Source organism: Streptomyces sp. NPDC091209, assembly GCF_044757755.1.
GTDB lineage: Bacteria > Actinomycetota > Actinomycetes > Streptomycetales > Streptomycetaceae > Streptomyces.
The window spans coordinates 930,686-953,791 of sequence record NZ_JBIVVR010000001.1; the positions used below are offsets into that span (position 1 = coordinate 930,686).

Annotated in this window: 24 protein-coding genes; 16 read left to right on the forward strand and 8 right to left on the reverse strand. The window is 70.3% G+C overall.

The genetic code is table 11. The annotated features are described in order from the left end of the window. Positions 1–74 precede the first annotated feature (74 nt). Positions 75–281: a hypothetical protein gene (locus ACIQRL_RS04080; protein WP_355845540.1), complete on the forward strand. Its 207-nt coding sequence runs from the start codon at positions 75–77 to the stop codon at positions 279–281. 185 nt (positions 282–466) lie between these two features. After that, positions 467–1,519 carry a chitinase gene (locus ACIQRL_RS04085; RefSeq protein ID WP_401326700.1) on the forward strand — a complete coding sequence of 351 codons (1,053 nt, stop codon included), beginning with the start codon at positions 467–469 and terminating at the stop codon, positions 1,517–1,519. Between the two features lie 331 nt (positions 1,520–1,850). Here ACIQRL_RS04085 and ACIQRL_RS04090 read toward each other — a convergent pair whose 3' ends face one another. After that, complete coding sequence (locus ACIQRL_RS04090; protein ID WP_356781260.1) at positions 1,851–3,233, reverse strand: glycine--tRNA ligase; 1,383 nt, start codon at positions 3,231–3,233, stop codon at positions 1,851–1,853. Between the two features lie 197 nt (positions 3,234–3,430). Here ACIQRL_RS04090 and ACIQRL_RS04095 point away from each other — a divergent pair, with 197 nt between their 5' ends. The 4 genes from ACIQRL_RS04095 to ACIQRL_RS04110 are packed head-to-tail and all read left to right on the forward strand — an operon-like array spanning position 3,431 to position 6,555. Further along, complete coding sequence (locus tag ACIQRL_RS04095) at positions 3,431–4,393, forward strand: metal ABC transporter substrate-binding protein (RefSeq protein ID WP_401326704.1); 963 nt, start codon at positions 3,431–3,433, stop codon at positions 4,391–4,393. Further along, the gene (locus tag ACIQRL_RS04100) at positions 4,393–5,178 is read left to right on the forward strand and encodes a metal ABC transporter ATP-binding protein (RefSeq protein ID WP_401328076.1); all 786 of its coding nucleotides are present in this window, start codon (positions 4,393–4,395) and stop codon (positions 5,176–5,178) included. Before ACIQRL_RS04095 ends, ACIQRL_RS04100 begins: the two co-directional genes overlap by 1 nt. Beyond that, entirely contained in the window at positions 5,178–6,080 is a 903-nt protein-coding gene (locus ACIQRL_RS04105) for a metal ABC transporter permease (RefSeq protein WP_401326707.1), read from the forward strand. Before ACIQRL_RS04100 ends, ACIQRL_RS04105 begins: the two co-directional genes overlap by 1 nt. Before the next feature lie 58 nt (positions 6,081–6,138). After that, a complete protein-coding gene (locus tag ACIQRL_RS04110) occupies positions 6,139–6,555 on the forward strand; it encodes a Fur family transcriptional regulator (protein ID WP_401326709.1) in 417 nt (138 codons plus the stop codon). A 43-nt stretch (positions 6,556–6,598) separates the two neighbouring features. Here the strand turns inward: ACIQRL_RS04110 and ACIQRL_RS04115 are convergent, their stop codons facing one another. From ACIQRL_RS04115 to ACIQRL_RS04130, 4 genes are all read right to left on the reverse strand, one after another. Then, the gene (locus ACIQRL_RS04115; RefSeq protein ID WP_401326711.1) at positions 6,599–7,174 is read right to left on the reverse strand and encodes a YcxB family protein; all 576 of its coding nucleotides are present in this window, start codon (positions 7,172–7,174) and stop codon (positions 6,599–6,601) included. A gap of 74 nt (positions 7,175–7,248) precedes the next feature. Beyond that, the gene (locus ACIQRL_RS04120; RefSeq protein ID WP_401326714.1) at positions 7,249–8,094 is read right to left on the reverse strand and encodes an isoprenyl transferase; all 846 of its coding nucleotides are present in this window, start codon (positions 8,092–8,094) and stop codon (positions 7,249–7,251) included. 133 nt (positions 8,095–8,227) lie between these two features. Beyond that, entirely contained in the window at positions 8,228–8,974 is a 747-nt protein-coding gene (gene recO, locus ACIQRL_RS04125; RefSeq protein WP_401326716.1) for a DNA repair protein RecO, read from the reverse strand. Between the two features lie 69 nt (positions 8,975–9,043). Continuing rightward, positions 9,044–9,277 carry a hypothetical protein gene (locus tag ACIQRL_RS04130; protein WP_401326719.1) on the reverse strand — a complete coding sequence of 78 codons (234 nt, stop codon included), beginning with the start codon at positions 9,275–9,277 and terminating at the stop codon, positions 9,044–9,046. Between the two features lie 174 nt (positions 9,278–9,451). Between ACIQRL_RS04130 and ACIQRL_RS04135 the strand changes: the two genes are divergently transcribed. Genes ACIQRL_RS04135 through ACIQRL_RS04145 form a run of 3 tightly spaced genes read left to right on the forward strand, consistent with a single transcriptional unit; the run spans position 9,452 to position 11,286 of the window. After that, on the forward strand, positions 9,452–10,285 hold the full coding sequence (locus ACIQRL_RS04135; RefSeq protein WP_401326722.1) for a helix-turn-helix domain-containing protein: 834 nt from the start codon (positions 9,452–9,454) through the stop codon (positions 10,283–10,285). Further along, entirely contained in the window at positions 10,267–10,461 is a 195-nt protein-coding gene (locus ACIQRL_RS04140) for a DUF397 domain-containing protein (protein ID WP_401326724.1), read from the forward strand. Before ACIQRL_RS04135 ends, ACIQRL_RS04140 begins: the two co-directional genes overlap by 19 nt. 18 nt (positions 10,462–10,479) lie before the next feature. Beyond that, complete coding sequence (locus ACIQRL_RS04145; protein ID WP_401326727.1) at positions 10,480–11,286, forward strand: PIG-L deacetylase family protein; 807 nt, start codon at positions 10,480–10,482, stop codon at positions 11,284–11,286. 56 nt (positions 11,287–11,342) lie between these two features. Here ACIQRL_RS04145 and ACIQRL_RS04150 read toward each other — a convergent pair whose 3' ends face one another. Both ACIQRL_RS04150 and ACIQRL_RS04155 read right to left on the reverse strand, forming a co-directional pair. Beyond that, positions 11,343–12,014 carry a response regulator gene (locus ACIQRL_RS04150; protein WP_401326730.1) on the reverse strand — a complete coding sequence of 224 codons (672 nt, stop codon included), beginning with the start codon at positions 12,012–12,014 and terminating at the stop codon, positions 11,343–11,345. After that, the gene (locus ACIQRL_RS04155) at positions 12,011–13,402 is read right to left on the reverse strand and encodes a sensor histidine kinase (RefSeq protein WP_401326733.1); all 1,392 of its coding nucleotides are present in this window, start codon (positions 13,400–13,402) and stop codon (positions 12,011–12,013) included. The genes ACIQRL_RS04150 and ACIQRL_RS04155 overlap by 4 nt, the downstream gene beginning before the upstream one ends. A gap of 132 nt (positions 13,403–13,534) precedes the next feature. On the opposite strand from ACIQRL_RS04155, the gene ACIQRL_RS04160 reads away from it, so the two are divergent. Together ACIQRL_RS04160 and ACIQRL_RS04165 are read left to right on the forward strand one after the other, a co-directional pair. Beyond that, entirely contained in the window at positions 13,535–14,449 is a 915-nt protein-coding gene (locus ACIQRL_RS04160; RefSeq protein ID WP_401326736.1) for an ABC transporter ATP-binding protein, read from the forward strand. Beyond that, positions 14,446–15,306 (forward strand): ABC transporter permease, encoded by an 861-nt coding sequence (locus tag ACIQRL_RS04165; RefSeq protein ID WP_401326739.1) that lies wholly within the window; start codon positions 14,446–14,448, stop codon positions 15,304–15,306. Before ACIQRL_RS04160 ends, ACIQRL_RS04165 begins: the two co-directional genes overlap by 4 nt. A 51-nt stretch (positions 15,307–15,357) precedes the next feature. Here ACIQRL_RS04165 and ACIQRL_RS04170 read toward each other — a convergent pair whose 3' ends face one another. Further along, entirely contained in the window at positions 15,358–16,098 is a 741-nt protein-coding gene (locus tag ACIQRL_RS04170; RefSeq protein WP_401328079.1) for a FadR/GntR family transcriptional regulator, read from the reverse strand. A 269-nt stretch (positions 16,099–16,367) separates the two neighbouring features. On the opposite strand from ACIQRL_RS04170, the gene ACIQRL_RS04175 reads away from it, so the two are divergent. Genes ACIQRL_RS04175 through ACIQRL_RS04195 form a run of 5 tightly spaced genes read left to right on the forward strand, consistent with a single transcriptional unit; the run spans position 16,368 to position 23,033 of the window. Then, a complete protein-coding gene (locus tag ACIQRL_RS04175; RefSeq protein WP_401326741.1) occupies positions 16,368–17,996 on the forward strand; it encodes an ABC transporter substrate-binding protein in 1,629 nt (542 codons plus the stop codon). Positions 17,997–18,015: 19 nt separating this feature from the next. Continuing rightward, positions 18,016–18,975: an ABC transporter permease gene (locus tag ACIQRL_RS04180; RefSeq protein WP_401326743.1), complete on the forward strand. Its 960-nt coding sequence runs from the start codon at positions 18,016–18,018 to the stop codon at positions 18,973–18,975. After that, entirely contained in the window at positions 18,975–20,951 is a 1,977-nt protein-coding gene (locus ACIQRL_RS04185) for a dipeptide/oligopeptide/nickel ABC transporter permease/ATP-binding protein (RefSeq protein ID WP_401326746.1), read from the forward strand. Before ACIQRL_RS04180 ends, ACIQRL_RS04185 begins: the two co-directional genes overlap by 1 nt. A gap of 46 nt (positions 20,952–20,997) precedes the next feature. After that, positions 20,998–22,101: an oligopeptide/dipeptide ABC transporter ATP-binding protein gene (locus ACIQRL_RS04190; RefSeq protein WP_401326748.1), complete on the forward strand. Its 1,104-nt coding sequence runs from the start codon at positions 20,998–21,000 to the stop codon at positions 22,099–22,101. Next, complete coding sequence (locus tag ACIQRL_RS04195) at positions 22,098–23,033, forward strand: dihydrodipicolinate synthase family protein (protein ID WP_401326751.1); 936 nt, start codon at positions 22,098–22,100, stop codon at positions 23,031–23,033. Before ACIQRL_RS04190 ends, ACIQRL_RS04195 begins: the two co-directional genes overlap by 4 nt. The last annotated feature ends 73 nt before the right edge of the window (positions 23,034–23,106 follow it).

A 23,106-nucleotide genomic window follows, 5' to 3' on the forward strand; every position in this document is an offset into this window, starting at 1 on the left:
AAGAACCCCCGTTGATCTTCACCATGCTGCACACTCCTTGCTGCGCAGACGAAGCGGTAGAACCAGGAGGTGTCATGCTTCAGATCAACACGAGCAAAGTAAGCCGCTGGGACCAGCACGGCCGCGAACACACCGTCCGCGTACAACGAGCGGGCGTACAGCGCACCATCAAGTGCGACACGTGCGGCTGGCGCAAAAACGCCCAGTTCCTCCCCTGGTTGAAGGCGGAGGAACACCTGGCCGAGGAACATCAGGCGACGGTCGACCCCAAGGAGGCCTGAGGGCTGCCGCCCGGTTCACACCGCGGACGGGGTGCCGCGCCGGGCCACACCGGCGACCACCGGCCCGGGTCCGGCCTGCCCGGAGCCATCACCACCACTTTGGTCCAGACCTATTGACGAAAGGTCTGGACCGCGCGACTGTCATGCCTACGACACCTCACCGCACCCCCACCGGGAGGCCTCGCATGATGCGCCGAAAGCTCCGTCTGCTCGCCGTCGCGCTGGCCGCGGCCGTCCTCACCCCGCTGTCGGTCGCGGGCGCCACCAGCGCCTCGGCAGCCGACACCTGTGCCGTGAGGTCCCGGCCCGCCGGAAAGGTTCTCCAGGGCTACTGGGAGAACTGGGACGGCTCGTCCAACGGCGTGCACCCGCCCTTCGGGTGGACGCCGATCACCGACCCCCGTATCGCCGCGCACGGCTACAACGTGATCAACGCGGCGTTCCCCGTCATCCGCTCCGACGGCACCGCGCTGTGGGAGGACGGGATGGACACGGGTGTGAAGGTCGCGACGCCGGCCGAGATGTGCGCGGCCAAGGCCTCGGGGCAGACGATCCTGCTGTCCATCGGCGGTGCGGCGGCCGGGATCGACCTGAGTTCGTCCGCGGTCGCCGACCGTTTCGTCGCGACCATCGTGCCCATCCTGAAGAAGTACAACTTCGACGGGATCGACATCGACATCGAGACCGGGCTCGTCGGCAGCGGGACCATCGGTCAGCTCTCCGCCTCACAGGCCAACCTGACCCGGATCATCGACGGAGTGCTGTCGCGGATGCCGGCCGGGTTCGGGCTGACGATGGCGCCGGAGACGGCGTACGTCACCGGCGGCAGTGTCGCGTACGGCTCGATCTGGGGCGCGTATCTGCCGATCGTCAAGAAGTACGCGGACAACGGGCGTCTGTGGTGGCTGAACATGCAGTACTACAACGGCAGCATGTACGGCTGCTCCGGTGACGCGTACTCCGCGGGCACGGTCCAGGGCTTCACCGCCCAGACCGACTGCCTCAACAAGGGGCTTGTAGTGCAGGGGACCACCATCAAGGTCCCCTACGACAAGCAGGTGCCGGGGCTGCCCGCGCAGTCCGGCGCCGGCGGCGGCTACATGGCACCGAGTCTCGTGTCCCAGGCCTGGCGGCACTACGGCACCGGCCTCAAGGGCCTGATGACCTGGTCGGTCAACTGGGACGGCTCGAAGAACTGGACCTTCGGCGACAACGTGAAGGCACTGCAGGGCCGCTGAGACGGCAGAGCGCGGCCGATACGGGCAGGGCGCGGCCGAGGCCACCGAGCCCTGGCCACCTCGGCCGCCGCCACGACACCGGCGCCACGGCTACCGCCCCCGCCGGTACCGCCCACGACACCGACGCCACCCGTACCGCCCACGACACCGGTGCCACCGGTGCCACCGGTGCCAACGGCCCATGACACCGGCGCCACCAGCGCATACGGGCCAGGACACCGGTATCGCCGGTCCCACGGACGCCTGGACACCCCATGGTCCGGGACAGCGAAGCCCCCGGTTCCCTGCGCGGGAACCGGGGGCTTCGTGAGCGACTGGCTCGGAGGCCGGGTCAGCAGCCGATGAGGCGGCCGGCCAGGTAGCCCTCGATCTGGTCGAGCGAGACACGCTCCTGCTTCATGGAGTCGCGCTCGCGCACCGTGACGGCGTTGTCGTCGAGGGTGTCGAAGTCGACCGTGACGCAGAACGGGGTGCCGATCTCGTCCTGGCGACGGTAGCGGCGGCCGATGGCGCCGGCGTCGTCGAAGTCGATGTTCCAGTTCTGGCGCAGCGCGGTGGCCAGACCCTTCGCCTTGGGCGAGAGCTCCGGGTTGCGCGACAGGGGCAGCACGGCGACCTTGACGGGCGCGAGGCGCGGGTCGAGGCGCAGCACGGTGCGCTTCTCCATCTTGCCCTTGGCGTTCGGGGCCTCGTCCTCGACGTAGGCGTCGAGCAGGAAGGCGAGCATGGCGCGGCCGACACCGGCGGCGGGCTCGATGACGTACGGGGTCCAGCGCTCTCCGGCTTCCTGGTCGAAGTAGGAGAGGTCCTGGCCGGAGGCCTTGGAGTGCGCGCCGAGGTCGTAGTCGGTGCGGTTGGCCACGCCCTCCAGCTCACCCCACTCGTTGCCGCCGAACTGGAAGCGGTACTCGATGTCGGCGGTGCGCTTGGAGTAGTGGGAGAGCTTCTCCTGCGGGTGCTCGAACCACCGCATGTTCTCCGCGCGCAGGCCGAGACCGGTGTACCAGTTCCAGCGCTGCTCCATCCAGTACTCCTGCCACTTCTCGTCCTCGCCCGGCTTGACGAAGAACTCCATCTCCATCTGCTCGAACTCGCGGGTCCGGAAGATGAAGTTGCCGGGCGTGATCTCGTTGCGGAAGGACTTGCCCATCTGCGCGATGCCGAACGGCGGCTTGCGACGCGAGGTGGTCTGCACCTGGGCGAAGTTGGTGAAGATGCCCTGGGCGGTCTCGGGGCGCAGGTAGGCGACGGAGCCGGTGTCCTGGGTGGGGCCGAGGTGCGTGCTGAGCAGGCCGGAGAACTGCTTGGGCTCGGTGAACATGCCCTTGTTGCCGCAGTTGGGGCAGTTGATGTCCGCGAGGCCGTTCTCCGGGAGGCGGTGGTGCTTCGCCTCGTAGGCCTCCTCCAGGTGGTCGGCGCGGTAGCGCTTGTGACAGGAGGTGCACTCGGTGAGCGGGTCGGAGAAGGTGGCGACGTGACCGGAGGCGACCCAGGTCTCGGTGGCCAGGATCACCGACGAGTCGATACCGACGACGTCCTCACGGGAGGTGACCATGTAACGCCACCACTGGCGCTTGATGTTCTCCTTGAGCTCGACGCCGAGCGGGCCGTAGTCCCAGGCGGCACGCTGTCCACCGTAGATCTCACTACTGGGGAAAACGAAGCCACGGCGCTTGCTCAGGCTGACGATGGTCTCGATCTTGTCGGCGGCCACGGTGCTCTCTTCATTACGAACGGACGGCAGCGAATGCTTCAGGTTACCGGCGTCGCCCACCCCTGTATCAAATCGGTTCGCGGAGTGGGCCGCTTACGGCCGCTTAGATCCGCTTGATGCCCGTTGCCGGGGGGTGCGCGGGCGCCCGGACGAGGGCTTGTTGACAATCGTTTCCACATTTGTTGAAAATGAGTGTCATGAACGTACGACGACGCCTCATAGCGGGGACCTCGGCCGTGGCGGCCACCGCCCTCGGCCTCGGCGCTCTCACGGCCTGCTCGGGTTCCGCCTCGGCAGACGCCAGGAGCAACGGAAGACTCGATGTGGTCGCGTCGTTCTACCCGCTCCAGTATCTCGCCGAGCAGATCGGCGGGACGCATGTGAACGTCACGAACCTGACCCGGCCCGGCCAGGAACCGCACGACCTGGAGATCAGCGCCCGGGAGACCGCGCGGCTCCAGGACGCGGACGCCGTCCTCTACCTCAAGAACCTCCAGCCGGCCGTCGACGACGCGGTGGCCCAGTCCGGAGTGAAGACCAAGATCGACGCCGCCTCCCTGACGAAGCTGGAGAAGCACGGCAACGAGGTCGGCGGGCACGCCGCCGCCCACGACCACAGCGAGGGCGAGGAGACCGGCGCACCCGACCCGCACGTCTGGCTCGACCCGGTGCGGTTCGGCCAGGTGGCCGAGGGCGTGTCGGCCGCGCTGAAGAAGGCCGACCCGAAGCACGCCGCGGACTACGCGGAGAACATGGCGGCGCTGCGGAAGAGGTTCGCCGCGCTGGACACCGAGTTCCGTGACGGTCTCGCGGACACGAAGACCAAGACCTTCATCACCACCCACGCCGCGTTCGGCTACCTCGCCGAGCGCTACGGGCTCACCGAGGAGGCCGTCAACGGCCTCGACCCGGAGTCGGAGCCCAGCGCGAACCGGGTGAAGGGCCTGGAGAACCTGGCGAAGGCCGACGGCGTCACGACGGTGTTCTACGAGACGCTCGTCAGTGACAGGACGGCCGGCACGATCGCCCGGGACATCGGGCTCCGGACGGATGTCCTCGACCCGCTCGAAGGCATCACCGGCAAGTCAAGGGGCAGCGACTACATGCAGGTCATGCGGTCGAACCTGAAGGCACTGCAGACGGCGCTGGGCGCCAAGTGATCACTGTGGAGGACGTCGTGAGCGAGTCCGTCGTGTCCCTGCGGGGTGTCCGGGCGGAGCTGGGTTCGCGCCCGGTCCTGCGCGGCATCGATCTCACGGTGCGCCGCGGGGAGGTCGTCGCGCTGCTCGGCGCCAACGGCTCCGGCAAGTCGACCGCCGTGCGCAGCGTCATCGGGCAGGTCGCCGTCAGCGGCGGCGAGATCGAGATCTTCGGCGTTCCGCGCCGCCGTTTCCGCGACTGGCACCGGGTGGGGTACGTCCCGCAGCGGACCACCGCGGCGGGCGGGGTGCCGGCGACGGTGACCGAGATCGTCGCCTCGGGCCGGCTGTCCCGGGCCCGCTTCGGCATCCTGCGCAAGGCCGATCACGCGGCCGTACGACGGGCCCTGGAGCTCGTCGGGATGGCGGACCGCGCCAAGGACTCCGTCAACGCCCTGTCGGGCGGACAGCACCAGCGGGTCCTCATCGCCCGCGCGCTGGCCTCCGAACCCGAACTGCTGATCATGGACGAGCCGATGGCGGGCGTGGACCTCGCCAGCCAGGAGGTACTGGCCGCCACCCTGCGCGACCAGGTCGCCCAGGGCACCTCCGTGCTGCTCGTGCTGCACGAGCTGGGTCCCCTGGAGCCGCTGATCGACCGCGCGGTCGTCCTGCGGGACGGCTGCGTCCTGCACGACGGCCCGCCACCACGGGCGGTCGGCCAGCACGCCCTGCCCGGCCACGACCATGTACACCCGCACGCGGCTCATGACGCCGAACCGATCCGGACGGGACTGCTGAGCTGATGGACATCCTCGACTACGCCTTCATGCAGCGGGCGCTGCTCGCCGCCGTCCTGGTGGGCGTCATCGCGCCGGCCGTCGGCATCTACCTGGTTCAGCGCCGTCAGGCCCTGATGGGCGACGGCATCGGCCATGTGGCGATGACGGGCGTCGGCCTCGGCTTCCTGCTCAACACGTCACCGGTGTGGATGGCGACGGCCGTGTCCGTGCTGGGCGCCGTGCTCATGGAGCTGATCCGCTGGTACGGAAAGACGCGCGGGGACATCGCCCTTGCCATGCTCTTCTACGGGGGCATGGCGGGCGGCGTGATGTTCATCAACCTCGCGCCGGGCGGCTCGAACGCCAACCTGACCTCGTACCTCTTCGGCTCGCTGTCGACGGTGAGCGAGTCCGACGTGACGGCGATCTGCGTGCTGGGCGCCTTCGTCCTCCTCGTCACAGTGGGGCTGCGCCGACAGTTGTTCGCGGTCAGCCAGGACGAGGAGTTCGCCCGGGTGACCGGTCTGCCGGTGCGGGCCCTGAACCTGCTGACGGCGGTCACGGCGGCGGTCACGGTCACCGTCGCGATGCGCGTGGTCGGCCTGCTGCTGGTGAGCGCGCTGATGGTCGTGCCGGTCGCGGCGGCCCAGCAGCTCACCCGGAGCTTCGCGGCGACCTTCGCCGTCGCGGTGGCGATCGGTGTGAGCGTGACGATCGGCGGGACCGTGACGTCGTTCTACCAGGACGTGCCGCCCGGCTCGACGATCGTTCTCCTGACGATCGGCGCGTTCATCGCGCTGACGGCGCTGGCATCGCCGCTGGCCCGGCGCCGGGCACGTGCGGTGGCCGCGGCGCAGACGGCCGGGGACCCCGCGGAGTGCGCGATTCCTGCCACGCGTGGCCCGGAGAGCACGGTCGGCGTCTGACCGGGTACAGCCCGGGCTGGCACAATGGCCGGGCAAGGGCAGACGCGAGGAGGCAACGGTGACAACCGCTGGATCGCCCGTCCGGGGCCGCTCCACCCGGCAGCGTGCCGCCGTGGCGGCCGCGCTCGACGAGGTGGCCGAGTTCCGCAGCGCGCAGGAGCTGCACGACATGCTCAAGCACAAGGGCGACTCGGTCGGGCTCACCACGGTCTACCGCACGCTCCAGTCGCTGGCCGACGCGGGCGAGGTCGACGTCCTGCGCACGTCGGAGGGCGAGTCCGTCTACCGGCGCTGTTCGAGCGGCGAGCACCACCACCACCTCGTCTGCCGTGTCTGCGGCAAGGCCGTGGAGGTGGAGGGCCCGGCTGTCGAGAAGTGGGCGGAGACCATCGCCGCGGAGCACGGCTATGTGAACGTGGCGCACACGGTGGAGATCTTCGGTACGTGCGCGGAGTGCGCGGCGGCCAAGGGCTGAGCCCCCACCCGGGGGGCGGACTCGCGTCAGGGCCCCGGAGGCATCAAACGCGCGTCAGGTTGCGGTCGAGGATCGCCCGCAGTCGGTCGACGTCCTCGGGGGCGCGCACGGCGCGCTTGGGCAGCACGGTGAAACCGACAGCGTTCTTGTCGGGGCTGACCATGACGAAGACGTCCTTCGTCTCCCGGTAGCGGGGCTGGGCGACCCAGTTGAGCGCCGTGGTGGAGTTGTCCGTGACGACGGTCACCCCGGCGTCCGTGACGGTCACACGGAACGTGCCCTGACGCTCGCCGAGCCGCTGGAACTGGCGGGCCATGAGCCGGGGCATCAGCGGTATGAGCAGCACGAAGACGACGAGCCAGATCACGAGGAACAAGGACACCTCCCGTCCGGCCATCGCCTGCGCGCTCTCCAGAACGGCCACGAGGGCCACGCAGCCCAGCACCCAGTACTGTCTTCGGCCGCCTTTGCTGACGCCTCGGCGCGCCTTCAGCGCCGACGTGAAGTCCGCGACGGTCGGCCGGTACTCGAGCTCGACGGCATCCGCCCCGTGCCCCTGCCCCTGCAATTCCTGCTGCGGCAACTCCTGTGGCTGCGCAGCGCCCTGGTCCTCGACCACGGCCCCTCCCCGGTTCGGCGGTGATGAGCCGTGATCGTAACGCCGGGTCCTGACAACGCTCCGGGCGGCGGGTGTTACGACCCGTCGCCGCGCATGTCCTTCTCCATCGCGAGCAGTTGCTCGTTGGGAACGGCGCCGCCGAAGCGGCGGTCGCGCTGGGCGTACTCGACGCAGGCGCGCCACAGGTCACGCCGGTCGAAGTCGGGCCACAGCACGTCCTGGAAGACCATCTCGGCATAGGCGCTCTGCCAGAGCAGGTAGTTGGAGGTGCGCTGCTCGCCGCTCGGGCGCAGGAACAGGTCCACGTCCGGCATGTCCGGGTAGTACATGTACTTCTGGAGGGTCTTCTCGTTGACCTTGGACGGGTCGAGGCGGCCGGCCTTCACGTCCTCGGCCAGCGCCTGCGCCGCGTCGGCGATCTCGGCACGGCCGCCGTAGTTCATGCAGAAGTACAGGGTGAGCCGGTCGTTGCCCTTGGTCTGCTCCTGGGCGACCTGGAGCTCCTTGGCGACCGACTTCCACAGCTTGGGCATGCGGCCCACCCAGCGGACCCGGATACCGAGCTCGTCGAGCTGGTCGCGGGTCTTGCGGATGAAGTCGCGGTTGAAGTTCATCAGGAAGCGCACCTCGTCCGGCGAGCGCTTCCAGTTCTCGGTGGAGAAGGCGTACAGGGAGATGCTCCCGATGCCGACCTCGATCGAGCCCTGGAGGACGTCGAGGACACGCTCGGCACCGACCTTGTGGCCCTCGGTGCGGGGCAGCCCGCGGTCCTTGGCCCAGCGGCCGTTCCCGTCCATGACGATCGCCACATGGTTCGGGACGAGCTCGCCGGGGAGTTTGGGCGCGCGGGCACCGGAGGGGTGCGGTTCCGGCGTCTTGTGCTCGCGGCGCCGGCTGCCCAGGATCCCGCGTACGACCATGTGCTTCTCGTCTCCCTCTGACTTGCTCGCGTGCGCCGGGCGCCCGTCTCGCTCTGCTTGCTGTTCCGTGCTGTTCTCGCGCGCTCGTGCCGCGCTCGTCCGCTGTCGCGGCCCTGGCCTGCCCGGCCTGCGTCTACTTCTCCACGTACCGCAGGGAACGCAGTCCGCGCTCCAGATGCCAGTGCAGATAGGCCGACACCAGCCCGCTGCCCTCCCGGACGTGCCGCGGCTCGCACGCGTCCGCGGTCTCCCAGTCTCCCGTGAGCAGCGCGCCGAGGAGTTCGAGGGCCTGAGGTGAGGGTACGACGCTGCCGGGCACCCGGCAGTCGACGCAGACGGATCCTCCCGCCGCGACCGAGAAGAACCGGTTCGGTCCCGGCATGCCGCATTTGGCACAGGCGCTGAAGCTGGGCGCGTAGCCGTTGACGGCGAGGGAGCGCAGCAGGAAGGCGTCGAGGACGAGATGCGGCTCGTGCTCGCCCCGGGCGAGGGTGCGGAGCCCGCCGACGAGCAGCAGGTACTGCTGCACCGCCGGCTCCCCCTCGTGGTCGGTGAACCGCTCGGCGGTCTCCAGCATGGCCGTGCCCGCGGTGTAGCGCGGGTAGTCGGTGACGATGCCGCCACCGTACGGAGCGATCGTCTCGCTCTGTGTGCACAGGGGCAGGCCGCGGCCGATCAGTTCACTGCCCCGCGCGAAGAACTGGACGTCCACGTGGGAGAAGGGTTCGAGGCGCGCCCCGAACTTGGACTTGGTCCGCCGGACGCCGCGCGCCACCGCCCGTACGCGGCCGTGACCGCGCGTGAGCAGCGTGATGATCCGGTCCGCCTCACCCAGCTTCTGGGTGCGCAGCACGATGCCGTCGTCGCGGAACAGACTCATGCGGCCCATTCTCGCCTACGGCGCCCGCACCCCGGCCCCGCTGGGTCGCTTTGCCTCCGGGGGCCCTCTTCAAGGCACCTCGCCGCGGCTGCGCGCGTTGACGTACGCGGTCGCCGCGCTGAGCCGCTCCGCCACGGTGGCCTGCCGGACGGCCTCCGGGACACAGTCCCATTCCCGGCCTCCGCCGAGCGGCCTCAGCTGCACGTAGGGCCCCTCGCTCCCCATGACCATGCCCACCTTCCCGGTGTACGTGTCGACGGCGTAGGAACCGATCGGAGGTCCCGGTGGCTCCGGCGGCTTCATCGCCGGGCCGCCGCGAGCCGGGCGGCGACTTCCTGTGCCGGTGACGGTTCTTCTTCCACTGTGCTCACCTGTCCCTTTTCATTTCACGCTTCGCATCTTCATGGTGACGCTCCGCATCTAGAATCGGCAGGATTCGGTTCGCTACAAATGCGGCGCAGCGTAAGGGGGTTGGCCGTGGCCAACGGTTCTCGGCAGGCTGCCTGGGAGTTTTTCGGTTCAGAACTGAAACGACACAGGGAGGACGCGGGTTTCACCCAAGTGGAGTTAGGTGCTCAAGTTTTTGTCTCCGGGGGCTATATCGGCCAGTTCGAACAGGCCATCCGCAAACCGCAGTTGGATGTGGCCCGGCGGATCGACGCGCTTCTGCGCGGTGACGGCTTCTTCGAGCGGATGTGGCACAAGCTGATCGACGACAAACGCTACGCGGGGTATTTCGCGGCGGTCGTCGAACTGGAACGGACGGCGACGAAGATCGCGGAGTTCGCGCCCGCGCTGGTGCCGGGTCTTTTGCAGACGGCCGGTTATGCGCGGGCGGTGACGCTGGCGTCCAATCCGTTCGCGGCGGACGAGTACGTGGAGGAGAAGGTGACCGCCCGCCTGGAGCGGGCCCATGTTCTCGGTGACGCCACAAGGCCCATGTATTGGGTGGTGCTGCACGAGAGCGTGCTGCGCATCCCGGTCGGCGGGGCGGTGACGATGGCCGGGCAGCTGGACCACATCGTGCGTGTGGTGCGGGATCGCAAGGCTGCCGTGCAGGTGATCTCGTACGCGGCCGGAGCGCACGCGCTCATGACCGGGGATCTCCGGCTCATGGACTTCGAGGACGCGCCGCCGACCGCCTATACGGAGACCTCCTTTTCGGGGACCCTCGTCGACGATCCGGCTGTGGTGAAGCGTGCGCAGCACGCCTACGATCTGCTCAGGGCCGTCGCGCTGTCGCCGGAGGCGTCCCTTGCCCTGATCGAGGCGGCGGCGGAGGACTTCAGACGATGCGCGCCCACGACCTGAGCAACGCCCGCTGGCGCACGAGCAGTCACAGCAACGGCGAGGGCGGCAACTGCGTCGAAGTCACCGACCAGGTACCCGGTGTCGTCCCCGTGCGGGACAGCAAGGTGGCCGCCGGGCCCGTGCTGCTGATCGGCGCGGACGCCTGGACCGCGTTCGTCGCCGGCGTCGCGGGCTGAGGGAACGGCACCCCGGCGATGACCTTTCCGAGCCTGCTCGCGGTGTTCGCCCACCCCGACGACGAGTCCCTGTCGGCGGGCGGCGTGCTCGCCCGGCACGCGGCCTCGGGAGCACGGACCGCGGTCGTCACGGCGACCTGGGCGGAAGGCACCCACCGCGCCGCGGAATTGGCCGACGCGCTGCGCGTCCTCGGCGCGGGTACACCGCGGATGCTCGGCTACGCCGACGCGAAGGTGCCGGAGTCGGCACCGGGAGCCGTCCGGTTCTGCGACGCGCCGCTCGACGAGTCGGTGCGGCGGCTGGTCGCGCACATCCGGGAGGTCCGCCCGGACGTCGTGGTCACCCATGACGCCTACGGCGGGCTGACCGGTCACCCCGACCATGTCCACACCCACCGGGTGACCGTGCTCGCGGTCCAGGCCGCCGGGCTGGACCGGCTCTACCCCGACGCCGGCGCCGCGTGGCGGCCGCGCTCCCTCTATCTGGCCACGCACCCGGACTCCGCCGCCCGGGCCCTCGGCTCGCTTCTGCTCCGGGACAACCGGCCGATGTTCAGCGTCCCGGACGAGTGGGTCGGCGCGACGGTCGACGTACGCCCCTGCCTGGACCGGAAGATCGCGGCCGTGCTCGCCCACCGCTCCGAGGTGGAACGGGGAGCGCTGCCGGGGCGGATCGCCGCCCTCCCCCGGGTCGGCCGGGAGAAGCTCCTGGCCACGGAGTGGTTCATCCGCCACGAGCTCTCCTCCGACACACCGGCCTCCGCGTCATCCGCTTCCGCGTCATCCGCTTCCGCGTCACCGGCCCGGACGGACCTGACCGCCTAGAACGCGGTCCTCCCTCCTCCCCGCGACCGGGTCCGACGGATCCGACCGCCCCGCGCTCAGCGGTTCACCGACACCAGCCCCGCCTCGTACGCGATGATCACCAGTTGGACGCGGTCCCGCGCGTCCAGCTTCGAGAGCAGGCGGGTGAGATACGTCTTCGCCGTGGCCACGCTGATGAAGAGCCGCTCGGCTATCTCCGTGTTGGACAGCCCGCTGCCGACCAGCGTGAGCACCTCGCGCTCGCGTTCGGTGATGCCCTTCAACTCACGCTGTGCACGGGCGAGTTCGGGGCGGGCGGCGGTGAAGTCCTGGATGAGCCGACGGGTGACGGCGGGGGCGATGAGGGCGTCCCCGGCCGCCACCACGCGGATCGCCGCGATGATGTCGTCCAGGCCCATGTCCTTGACCAGGAATCCGGACGCGCCCGCGCGCAGCGCCCCGTACACGTAATCGTCGTCGTCGAAGGTCGTCAGGATGACGATCCTCGATTCGCTCTTCGGCCCGGTGGTGTCCGCGGTGATCCGGCGGGTCGCCTCGATGCCGTCCATGCCGGGCATACGGATGTCCATGACGACGACATCGGGGCTGAGTTGCCCGGCGAGGGCCACCGCTTCCTCGCCGTTCTCCGCCTCGCCCACCACCTCGATGTCCTCGATGTCGGCGATGACCATGCGCAGGGCCGTGCGGATGAGCTGCTGGTCGTCGGCGAGGACGACGCGGACCGTCATCGGGCGGCCGCCTGGCTCGTGGCGGGGAGCGGGAGGCGGGCGCTCACGCGGAAACCGCCCTCGGGGCGCGGGCCCGCGGTGAACTCGCCGTGCAGCAGGGCGGCTCGCTCCCGCATGCCGATGAGTCCGAACCCCGTGTCCGTGGTGCTGCCCCGTCCCCTGCCGTCGTCGGTGATCTCGACGGCGACCTCCGTGTCGCGGTGGTCGACGGTCACCCGGCACGCGGTCGTCGCCGCGTGCCGTACGACGTTGGTGATGGACTCCTGGACGATCCGGAACGCGGACAGGTCGATGTCCGGCGGGAGTTGACGCCGTTCGCCGTTCCACCTGATGTCCACGCGCACCCCGGCGGCCGTCGTCGCGGCGGCCAGCCGGTCGAGGTCGGCGAGCCCCTCGGCGGGGTGCAGCGGTGCGGCCCGCGGGGAGCGGGACGACCGGTTCTCGCCGGGCGCGGGGGGACGGCCCGGTGCGTCGGGGTCGTCGTGTCCGCGCGGGCCTCCCGGCGTGTCCGCGGTGCCACCGCCCGGGGTTCCCGACGGATGCGACGGACCGTCCTGGTCCGCCGGGACCGCCCGGTCCGTCGGCGTCAGTTCCACCTGGTGCATCTGGTCCGCCTGGCGCAGCGCGACGAGCATGCGGCGCAGCCCGGCGAGGGTCTCGCGGCCGGCCGTCTCGACCGCGGTCATCGCCTCGCGGGCCGCGTCCGGCTGGGTGTGCACGACGCGGGCCGCCGCGCCGGCCTGGAGGGCGATGATGCCGATGCTGTGGGCGACCATGTCGTGCATCTCGCGGGCGATGCGCAGGCGTTCGTCGGTGACGGCCTGACCGGCCGCCCTCGCACGCAGCTGCTCGGCGTGCACACGGGTGCGGTGGACGGTGTCGCCGAGCAGCCAGGAAACGAAGACGGTCAGGGCCACGGTCAGTTCGACGAGCGTGTCGACGTGCCAGCCCCGCAGCAGCCGTACCGACACCCAGACGACCAGGACGGCGAGCGCCATGGTGAGCGCCCTGACTCCGGTACGGCGGGGGCGAGCGGCCGCGATGAAGTAGAGGGCGACGTCGACGGCCAGGTACTGGGCGAGCTGGATCGCGCCGGCGGCGAGGTTGGTGGTGAGCAGAGCGGCCGCCGCGAGCAGCAGGGTGAAGGCGTGGAGGGGCCGGTGCCCGAGGCGGGGGCTGCCTGCCAGGGCGAGGGCGCACGCCACGGTGAGGAACAGCAGGCCGTCCCAGCGGTAGAACTGGGCGGCGGCCACCTCATTGGCCGTCTCCTCGCCGGGCAGCCGGATGCGCGCGAGGAACGTGAACAGGGTGCTGGCGCACCAGGCCAGGGCCACCCAGGCGCCGGGCGGCACACGCTTGAGCGGGGGAAGCGGCGGCGTGACATGCATGCGTCGATCGTAGGCAGGCGGTGTGGCGCGGGCATCGGCCCGTGGACGTACACCCGGGGGCGACATGCCTCGGCGGAGAGTGTCCGTGCCGGGCCGATGCGCCCGGCCGGTCCTCGGCGGGACGGTGTGGGCGTGATCGAAGTCAACGAACTGACGAAGAGATACGGCGACACGACGGCCGTACGGAGGCTGACGTTCCAGGTTCGCCCGGGGCACGTCACCGGGTTCCTCGGCCCGAACGGAGCGGGCAAGACGACGACCCTGCGCATGCTGCTCGGTCTGATCGCACCGACCGCCGGGACGGCCACCGTCGACGGGCGCCCGTTCCGGGACCGTCCGCGCGGGCTGCGGCACGTCGGCGCGCTCCTGGACGCGGGCGATGTGCACGGCGGACGCAGCGCGCGGGCGCATCTGTCCGCTCTCGCCCGGGGCAACCGCATCCCGGCGGGCCGGGTCGACGAGGTGCTGCGGGAGGTGGGCCTTTCGGGCTCCGCGGCCCGCCGCCGCGCCGACGGCTACTCGCTGGGTATGAAGCAACGCCTGGGCATCGCGAGCGCGTTGCTCGGAGATCCGCCGGTTCTCCTTTTCGACGAGCCGCTCAACGGTCTCGACCCGGAAGGCGTGTTGTGGGTGCGCGGCCTGTTCCGCAGGCTCGCGGGCGAGGGCCGTACGGTCTTCGTCTCCAGCCATCTCATGTCCGAGATGGAGCACACCGCCGACGAGTTGATCGTCATCGGGCGGGGTGAGCTGATCGCCGCGGAGAGCGTGGCGCGGTTCGCGGCGCGCGGCACCGGGCATGCCGTCACGGTCCGCACCCCGGACGTCGAACGGCTGACGGCGGTGCTGTCGGCCGAGGGCGCGGCGGTGGCACCGTACGACGGCCGGACGCTGAAGGTGTCGGCGCTGAGCGCGGCGCGTGTCGGTGAACTCGCCTTCCAGCACCGGATCCTGCTCGAAGAGCTGACCCCGCGGGCCGCCTCCCTGGAAGCGGCCTTCATGGAACTGACCGCCGACAGTGCCGAATTCCTCGCCGGAGACTCCCGATGACGACAGCCGCCGTACCCGCCTCCGCCTCTGTTCTGCCTCCGCTTCCCGCTCCCCGCTTCCGGGATCTTCTCGCCGCCGAATGGATCAAGCTCTGCTCGCTGCGCTCGACGTACTGGGCGCTCGGCGCGGGCGCCCTGGCGGTGATCGCGTTCAACGCGAACGCGGCCCGGGTCGACGCGGCCGACTATCCACGCTTCAACGCCCAGATGCGTTTGCAGATCGCCCAGTTGGCCCTGCGGGACGCCTTCACCGACGGCTCCGCGATGATCCTGGTCCTGGCGGTGGCGAGCATCGGCGCGATCACGATCGTGGGCGAGTACGCGACCGGCCTGGTACGGACGACGTTCGCGGCCGTTCCCGACCGGCGTGCGCTGATGGCGGCGAAGGTGGTCCTGCTGGCGGCCGTGATGACGGTCTACGGCGCGTTCGTCGCGGGCGCTTCGTTCGCCTCCACGCAGGCGATCCTCTCGACCCGTGACGCGGGCGTCTCCCTGACCCACCCCGGCGCGCTGCGCGTCGTCTGTGCCTCGGCGCTGCTCGCCCCGGTCTGCGCCCTCGCCGGGCTGGCGCTCGGGGCGCTGATCCGGCACAGCGCCACCACGATGGTCGCCGCCACCGCCGTGCTCCTGCTGATCCCCACCTTCATCACGGACCGCTACGCCTGGACGGCCGCGGTGAGACACGCCCAGCCCGTCAACGCCTGGAGCCGCCTGGCGGACATCGCCTACGCCCACGACCCGTTCACTCTGGTCCCCCGCCACCAGGCGACGATCACCGGCGCCTGGGCCACCTTCGCCGCCTGGGCCGTGGTGTCGGCCGTCGTCGCGATCGTGGCGGTGGACCGCCGGGATGTCTGAGGCGGGCGGCACACGGTCCCGTCCGTGAAAGCGGCGTGCGGACGCACCGGTTCAGCTCACGCCGCGGGAGCCCTGTGCCGCTCGTGTCTCGATTCCCCGGAAGTGGTCGGTCATCGCGCGCTGGGCGGCCTCGACGTCCCGTGCCCGAAGGGCGGTGAGGATGTCCCGGTGGCGGCGGGCCGTCACCTCCGGGGCGATGTCGTCGGTCCAGCCGCGTACCACGGCGACCCGTCGGAAGACGGTCCAGAACGCGCCGAGCAACTGCGGCACGAGCGGGTTTCCGAGCGAGGCGTACAGCAACTCGTGGAACTCACTGTCGAGTTCGGGGAAGGAACGGCCGTCGTCGCCCGTCGTCTCCATTTCCGTGACGACGGCTTCGAGCCGGTCCAGCTCCTCCTCGGTCAGGACCTGGGCCACCCTGCTTATCATCCCCTCCTCCAGCACCTCGCGGACCTGGAGGATCTCGGCCAGCGCCCCGGTCGGATCGTCCGGGCGGGCGAGCGTGCGGAAGGTCAGTCCGTCCACGAACGGCGTCATGGACGCCTCGCCCACATAGGTGCCGTAGCCGTGCCGGATCTCGACTATGTCGAGCGCCTGGAGGGCCTTGAGCGCCTCGCGGACCGAGTTGCGGCTCACGCCGAGATCGGTCATCAGCTCGGTCTCGGTGGGCAGCGGCGCGCCGGCCGGAAGCCCCTGGTCGAGGATCAGCTGCATGACCTCGCGCTGGATCTGACTGCTCACCCGGCGCTCGGGCCGACGCCGGTTCCCGGTCTCCTCAGGCATGCGCCGCATCGTACGCTCGCTGGACATCGGACGTCCCACCTCCGGGCTGATTAAACGCCAAGTTCGGCCAACTGCCCCTGTTTCATACCGCCATTGGTCGCACCTGTGGAAGATACGCCATTCGTGTGCGATCCCTTGACCCTCTCCGCGCCCCCTCTTATGGTCGCGCTGCCCCCTATGACGTAGGACGTCGTATCTCCTGCTTCCCGGGCCATCGCACCGACCGCTCCACCGCCTCACCGGACCGTTCAACTGGACCACTCCTTGCTGGAGGAACCGTGCGCGACGTGAACCCCACTCCGGCGCTGCACCGCCGGTCGTTCCTGAAGTACACCGGGGCCCTGGGCGCGGCCGCCGCCCTCTCCTCGACCCTCGCCGCCTGCTCGTCCGGGCCGGAGTCGACGAACGACACCGGCGGTTCGGGCAGCGGCAGAAGCGCCACGCTGACGGCCGTCATCGGCTACGGGAACGACGGCAGCTGGGATCCGACGCAGACCGCGTCCGCCTTCTGCATGGCCGCCAACAACCATATTTACGAAGGCCTGCTCGACACCGATCCGATCTCCCGCGAGCCCTACGCGGCGCTCGCCACCCAGGTGCCCGCCGACCTCACGGGCACGTCCTGGAAGTTCACCCTGCGGGCGGGTGCCACGTTCCACGACGGGAAGCCGGTCACCGCGGACGACGTGGTCTTCGTCTTCGACCGGATACTCGATCCGAAGACCCAGACCCTCGCCAAGGGCTTCTTCGCGAGCTGGCTGAAGGAAGTCCGCAAGATCGACGCGCAGAACGTCGAGCTGGTCCTCAAGTTCCCGTTCCCGGAGGGGATCTCCCGGCTCACCCTGGCGAAGATCATGCCCAAGCACGTCTTCTCCCAGCCCGGTGCCTGGGACGACGCGATCAAGGGCAAGGCGATCGGTTCGGGCCCGTACCGGCAGACCGCGCACCACCCGAAGTCCAACACGACGTTCGAGGCGTTCGCCGCCTACAACGGGCCGCGCAAGCCCGCCTTCAAGAAGATGAACTGGCTGACCATAGTGGACGCCGCGCCCCGCGTCGCGAAGATCTCCGGGGCGAGCGCCGGTGCCCAGATCGCCGACAACATCCCGTACGCCAACATCGATCAGCTCCGCAAGGGCGGCATGACCGTCCAGGGCGGCGCGGGCATGAACAACCTGTTCCTCATGTTCAACACCCAGCACAAGCCGTTCGACGACGTCCGCGTGCGCCAGGCGCTGCGCTACGCCATCGACACCGGCAAGATGGTCGAGGTCGCCCTCCGCGGGCACGGGAAGCCGTCGAGTTCCTTCCTCAACGAGGCCAACCCCTCCTACCGGCCCGCGAAGACCGTCTACTCCTACGACCCGGAGAAGGCGAAGAAGCTCCTGAAGGCGGCCGGCGTCAAGGGACTGAAGATCGAGATCATCTCGGTGAACGTGAGCTGGATCGTCGACTGTCTGCCGACCATCAAGGCGTCCTGGGACGCCATCGGCGTGCAGACGACACTGGCCCCGCAGGAGACCACGGCCGTGTTCACCAAGATGGACCAGAAGCAGGACTACCAGGTCGTGGCCGCCGCCTCGAACCCCAACCAGTTCGGCCTCGACGCCGACCTGATCATGCACTACAACTACGGCCCCCAGAACCTCTGGATGGGCTACGCCCGCTGGGCCGGCGACCCGGTCGCCAAGCAGCTCTTCAAGGACATGGACCAGGCGACGCAGGAATCGGACGCCGACAAGAAGAAGACGATGATCCAGGACTACATCGACATCGTCGCCGAGCAGGCCGTGCTCTACCCGGTCGTACACAACGAGCTGATGACCGCGTGGAATCCGCGCCGGCTCGCGGGCATAAGGCCCCAGCCCTACCCGGGCATCAACCTGCTGCAAGCCAAGTGGGTCTAGGCGACAAGGGAGTCGATACGTGGTCGCCATCGTCAGGATCCTGCTGCGCCGCGCTCTGCTGCTCGTACCGCTGATGCTCGGGATCGTCCTGTTCGTGTTCCTGGTGATGCGCTTCTCGGACGTCGATCCGGCGTCGGCGTTCTTCCAGGGCGCCAACCCGACCCCGCAGCAGCTGCACGACTTCCGGGAACAGAACGGACTGCTCGATCCGCTGCCCGTGCGCTACTTCCACTTCGTGGGCGACCTGCTGCACGGCGACATGGGCACCAGCGCGCTGACCAGGGCGCCGGTCGTCGAACAGGTCACCACCGCGCTGCCGCTCACGCTCCAGCTCACCTTCCTGGGGCTCGGCATCGCGGTGGTGCTGGCGCTGCTCGGCGGGGTCACGGCCGCGATCTACCGTGACCGGCTGCCCGACCAGATCATCCGGGTGGTGTCCCTGACCGGGGTCGCCGCACCGGGCTTCTGGCTGGCCCTGCTGATGATCCAGTACCTCGCCGTCGACCAGGGCTGGTTCCCGACCGGCGGCTACATCAACCCGGCCGACTCGCTGACCGGCTGGCTGAAGACCATGGCGCTGCCCGCGCTCGCGCTCTCCCTGCCGGTCGCGGCCCAGCTCACCCGGATCGTCCGGACGTCCGTGGTCGAGGAGCTCGACAAGGACTACGTGCGCACCGCGATCGGCAGCGGGCTGCCGCCCCGGGTGGTCGTCGGCCGCAACGTCCTGCGCAACGCCCTGATGAACCCGCTCACCGTGCTGGGCCTGCGCGTGGGCTATCTGCTGGGCGGCGCGGTCGTCATCGAGACGATCTTCTCGCTGCCCGGCATGGGCAAGCTGATGATCGACGCCGTGCAGAACGGTGATCCGGCGGTCGTGCAGGGCGTCGTCCTGACCACGGCCATCGGCTTCGTGGTCGTGAACCTCGTCATCGACATCCTGTATCTGCTGGTCAACCCACGACTGAGGGAAGCGACCTGATGTTCACGCGGAAGGAACTGGCGGGGGCGCTCGCCCGGCCCGGTGTCCGGCTGCGCGGCTGGCGCAGGCTGCCGCCGCTGTCGCGGATCGCGGTCTGCTTCCTGGCCGTGGTCGTGCTGACGGCGCTGTTCGCCCCGCTGCTCGCGCCGCACGACCCGCTCGACCAGCAGCCGCAGGTGGACGGCACCGGGCATCCGTCGGCCGGTCACTGGATGGGGCAGGACAGTCTCGGCCGGGACATCCTCAGCCGGCTGATGTACGGGGCGCGCTGGTCGCTGGCGATCGGTCTCGGGGCCACCGCGCTCGCCCTGGTCGTGGGGGCGCTGCTCGGCGCGGTCGCCGCGACCTCGCGCAAGGCGGTCGACGAGACGCTGATGCGCTGTCTGGACGTGGTGATGGCGTTCCCCGGCATCGCGCTCGCCGCCGTGCTCGTCGCCGTGTTCGGCGGCGGCATCAACGTGTTGATCTGCGCCATCGCCTTCCTGTTCACCCCGCCCGTCGCCCGGGTCGTCCGGGCGAACGTCCTCGACCAGTACGGCGAGGACTACGTCACGGCCGAACAGGTGATCGGCGCCCGCACCCCGCACATCGTCCTTCGGCACGTGGCCGTCAACTGCGCGGCCCCGATTCTCGTGTTCTGCACCGTGCAGGTCGCCGAGGCGATCGTGTTCGAGGCCTCGCTGTCCTTCATCGGCGCGGGCGTACGGCCCCCGGACCCGTCCTGGGGCAGTGTCATCGCCGACGGCAAGAACATGGTGCTGACCGGCGGCTGGTGGGCCACCGTCTTCCCCGGCCTGCTGATGCTGGTCACCGTGCTGTCGCTGAACATCCTCTCCGAGGGTGTCTCCGACGCGTGGGCCGCGCCGGCCGCCCGGGAGGTGTCCGTACCCCCGGCCGAGGACCGTCTCGAAGCCCCCGAGCCGGGCAGCGGCACGGTCCTGGAACTGCCCGGTCTGGCGGAGGCCGCCGCGCGGCTGCGCGCACGGGCCCGCCCGCTGCCCTCGGGTCGGCAGCCCGTGCTGGCCGTCGAGCATCTGGCCATCGGCTTCGAGAACCGGCACAGCGGTGTGGACATCGTCGACGGCATCAGCTTCGAGGTGTACCCGGGCGAAGTCCTGGGCCTGGTCGGCGAGTCGGGCTGCGGGAAGTCGCTGACGGCCCTGACGGTCATGGGCCTGGAGCCGAAGGGCGCCCGGGTGCGCGGCCATGTCCGCTTCGACCAGCGGCAGTTGGTGGGCGAGCCGATGCGGGTACGGCGCCGGCTGCTCGGTCACGAGATGGCGATGGTCTACCAGGACGCGCTGTCGTCGCTGAACCCGGCGATGACGATCAGGGCGCAGCTCAAGCAGGTGATACGGCGGGGCGGCAAGCGCACGGCGGCCGAACTGCTCGCCCTGGTCGGCCTCGATCCCGAGCGCACCCTGCGCAGTTACCCCCATGAGCTCTCCGGCGGGCAGCGCCAGCGCGTCCTGATCGCGATGGCGCTGTCCCGCGAGCCCAGGCTGATCGTCGCGGACGAACCGACGACGGCCCTGGACGTGACGGTCCAGGCGCAGGTGATGGAGCTGCTGCTGCGGCTGCGGGCGGAACTGGACTTCGCCCTGATCCTCGTCTCGCACGACCTGGCGCTGATCTCGGCGGTCACCGACCGGGTGGTCGTGATGTACGGCGGCCAGATCGTCGAGACGGGCGTGACGGCGGACCTGGTGGAGTCCCCGGCGCACCACTACACCCGCGGACTGCTGGGCAGCGTCCTGTCCCTGGAGTCGGCGGCGGAGCGCATGACACAGATCAAGGGGGTCGTCCCCTCCCCCGCCGACTTCCCGGCCGGCTGCCGGTTCGCCGACCGGTGTCCGATGGCGAGCGAGGTGTGCCGGACGACGGCGCCGGACCTGGTCGGCACGCACACGCACACGGCGGCCTGCCACCATCCGGCCGTCGACCTGGTGACCACGGAGAGCGAGGCCGTGAAGTGAGGATTCCGCCTGACGTGCTTCCGCCGACGGCGGCCGGGGCCGTCGCATGACCGCGCCCGCGCGGGAGGCCGAGGACCGCACGACGGACGCGCTCGTCCGGCTCACCGACGCGCATGTCGTCCACAAGGCGCGCAGCGGCGGTGTGTTCACCCGGGACCGGGTGTACGCCCTGACCGGCGCGGATCTCACCATCGTGCCCGGCGAGACGATCGGCGTCGTCGGCGAGTCGGGCTGCGGCAAGTCGACGCTCGCGAAGGTGCTGGTGGGGGTGCAGCGGCCGACCTCCGGCAGCGTGACCTTCCGCGGCCGTGACCTGTGGTCCCTGAAGCCGGACGAGCGGCGCTCGGCCGTCGGCGGCAGCACGGGCATGATCTTCCAGGACCCGTCGACGGCCCTGAACCGCCGGCTGCCCGTGCGCCGGATCCTGCGCGACCCGCTGGATGTGCACCGGCGCGGCACCGCGGCCGAACGGGCCGACCGCGTGAGGGAGTTGATGTCGCTGGTCGGCCTGCCCCGGGCGCTCGCGGACGCGCTGCCCGGCCAGCTCTCCGGCGGTCAGCGCCAGCGGGTGGCGATCGCCCGCGCCCTGGCGCTGGATCCCGACCTGGTGGTGGCCGACGAGCCGACGAGCGCGCTGGACGTGTCGGTCCGCGCGCAGATCCTCAACCTCCTCCTCGATCTGAAGGAACGCCTGGGCCTGGCGCTGGTGTTCGTGTCCCACGACATCCAGACCGTGCGCCGGATGAGCGACCGGGTGATCACGATGTACCTGGGCCGGATCGTGGAGGAGTCACCGGCCGACGAGGTCACCGAGGGCTCCCGTCACCCGTACACCCGGGCGCTGTTCTCGGCGACCCCTGGCCTGCTGGATCCGATCGAGCCGATTCCGCTGACCGGTCCCGTCCCCTCGGCGACACACCCGCCGAGCGGCTGCCCCTTCCGTACCCGGTGCTGGAAGGCGGACGAGGAGTGCGCGACCCGGATGCCGGAGTTCACGGCCGCGTCGGCCCCGGGTCACCGCTTCCGGTGTCACCATCCTGTTGAGGAGGGCCGGTCGACGCGCACCCTGGTCGCCCAGGCCGAGTCCGCAGCCGAGGCCGCCGCCATGGCCGACGTTCCGTTCCAGCAGCACATCCGGGAGCCTTCATGACCTTCCCCGCCCCGCTGACCGGTGTCGTACCGCCCGTCTGCACGCCCCTGACACCGGACCGCGAGGTGGACGTCCCGTCGCTCACCAGACTGATCGACCATCTGGTGGACGGCGGGGTGCACGGCCTGTTCGTCCTCGGCTCGACGTCCGAGGTGGCCTATCTGACGGACGCGCAGCGCAGACTGGTGGTGGAGACGGCGGCAGGGCATGTCGCCGGTCAACTCCCGGTCCTGGCGGGTGCGATCGACATGACGACACCGCGTGTCCTGGACCACGCGAACGCGGCCCGCGCCGCGGGTGCCGACGCGGTCGTCGTCACGGCCCCCTTCTACACCCGCACCCATCCCGCGGAGATCGCCCGCCACTTCCGCCTCGTCGCCGCCCGCGCGGCACTCCCCGTGTTCGCGTACGACCTGCCGGCGTCGGTCCACACCAAGCTGAGCCCCGAACTGGTCCTCGAACTCGCCGCCGACGGTGTCCTGGCCGGGCTCAAGGACTCCAGTGGCGACCTCGGCGCCTTCCGCACGGTCGTCACCGGTGTCCGTACGCACCCCGGTATCGAGGGCTTCACCGCGCTCACCGGGTCCGAGGTGATCGTCGACTCGGCCCTGGCCCTCGGCGCGGACGGCGCGGTCCCCGGCCTGGCCAATGTGGACCCGGCGGGCTACGTACGGCTGTACGAGCTGTGCGCGGCGGGCGACTGGGCGCGGGCCCGGGCCGAGCAGGAGCGGCTGTGCGAGCTGTTCGGCCTGGTGAGCGTCGGCGACCCGGCCCGGATGGGCGGCAGTTCCTCGGCCCTCGGCGCCTTCAAGGCCGCGTTGTCCCTGCGGGGCGTCATCGACTGCCCCGCGACGGCGGAACCCCAGGTGCCGCTGTCGCGGGGCGAGGTCGAGCGGGTCGGCAAGTACCTGGCCTCGGCCGGACTGCTCTGAGGGCTGTCCACGGACTGTCCATGGGGGTGTCCATGGGCTGGCCATGGGCTGGCCCAGGGCCCGCCGGCCTCCG